This is a genomic window from Paraburkholderia sp. BR14320, assembly GCF_040948665.1.
Classification (GTDB): Bacteria; Pseudomonadota; Gammaproteobacteria; order Burkholderiales; family Burkholderiaceae; genus Paraburkholderia; species Paraburkholderia youngii.
Window position 1 is genome coordinate 1 of record NZ_JBFPKG010000174.1, and the last position, 1,665, is coordinate 1,665.

The window sequence follows — 1,665 nt, forward strand, 5'->3', positions numbered from 1 at the left end:
TCTTCGGCCCCATCGGCAACATTCCACCTGCCGAGGCAGAAGCCGCTTACTATGCAAATCTCGCTGAGTCTGTCACTGTGGCATGACGCAAGCAAAACGGTCTCCGGAAAACCCGGGGCGGCTCAGTATGCACGGCTGGCCGATCTTAGCTGGCTGGCCACCTCATCTCAGCGTTCGATTGCTTGAGAAACTCTTTAAGACTGCAATCTGCGACAGCTTGTCGTTCCATTCTTGCGCGAGTGTGTCGGTGACCGGTCAGTTACTTGGATGGACCAGCATGAAGCGCCGTTGCGCAAGATCTGCGTCGATCTGCGCGCGTTCTATAGCGCGCAGGCGTAACCGATTCGGCTTCAGCGTGACGCGCTTCGATTTCCCTGCGCATCTCCCCTGCCAAGTCATCGGCAGCGGGAGTCATCGACGCGACGATCAACGCGTAAACTGTTTCACCCGATCGGCGCTCCGTCAATTGACTGGCAGCAAGGTTCTCTAAGAGCGTCTTGTGCTTGATCGCAGACATATTAGGCTTCCTGTCTTCCGCGTAGCGTAACGGAGTCGGAAAAGCGACCACAACGACTGCACATGGCGCCTCCCTGCAGAACGGGCGCACCCTCGCGAGGTGGCAACGATCGCGCGACTTCAAACCCGCGACCATGCGTCTTGGGCTCGGTGCACTAGATAATCGGCCGACCTCAGCCAGCGCCGCCTCGTATTCGCACTCCTCCTCTGATCCGCCCGCAGAAGTCGTTCGATTCATGCTTCTGGGTCGGGCACTACCGGATGAATAACTCCCCACGCTCTGGAGCTTCCGCCAAATTCGGTGCCGCTCAAAGCCTCAGAAACTGGGGGATATTAGAAAATCGCTAGGACATCGAAAAAACATTTGATATCAATGCGGTGCACGAACGGTGGCATGATGGTACCCATACCGTACCGGCTGCAGTGTCTGATTTGCTTTGCGTGCACAAGGTTTTTGACTGATAGGGGCGCATTCGTGCGTTGGCAGGCGAATTCCAGAAGGTCGGGTACTTTATTCGGGTTTGCAAAAAGTAGTTGCGTTGTCTTGGCTACGTCGCCGATCGGCGCAAATGCATGAGCGGTAGTTTGGGCTGAAGCAAAAGGGGGGGCAGAGATATATCTGCGGGCGGGAATCGTGATGAAGCGGTGCGCTCAGCTTCTGCTCGCAGTAGGCGTCGACGTGATGCGGATGCGAACGCTTGCCATTCTGGCGTGTACGGGAGAAATCGCGACATCAGCAGCACCGGATCTTTGTTCGTGAGTCGCAGGGAGCTCGTCAACGCGCCGGCTGTGTCAAAAGCGGGCGCGTGTTCACGAACCCGCATTCAGCGGCAGCATTGCGTTCGATGCTTTCCGTGGCGGTGTCGTCGTAACGGCGGCACGCTTGGCTAAATGGCTTCGGTCTTGGCTGGGAGATTAAGATGTTAAATCGTATTTCCTTGGCGCGCCCGGATCATGGGGCGAATAAGCGGTTAACCTTATCAAAGGTGTCTAGCGTTATTGTCGGTAGCGGTACGCTAGCCATTAGCAGCCTGCGGAAGTACCGCTGAAACGCGTCATCGCGCTGCGTTCGTGAAGCGTTGATAGAAGGAGCCCAACAACCCGATGGAGATTATGCGCGGCGCCGACACATTCACCGAGAGTCTGTTT

General features: G+C 56.5%; 1 protein-coding gene. It reads left to right on the forward strand.

Features of this window, described 5'->3' with window-relative positions; genetic code table 11:
* Positions 1 to 186, forward strand: a 186-nt coding sequence (locus tag AB3X89_RS39625) for a hypothetical protein (RefSeq protein WP_368587984.1), incomplete at its 5' end; no start/stop codon positions are given.
* Positions 187 to 1,665: the final 1,479 nt, after the last annotated feature.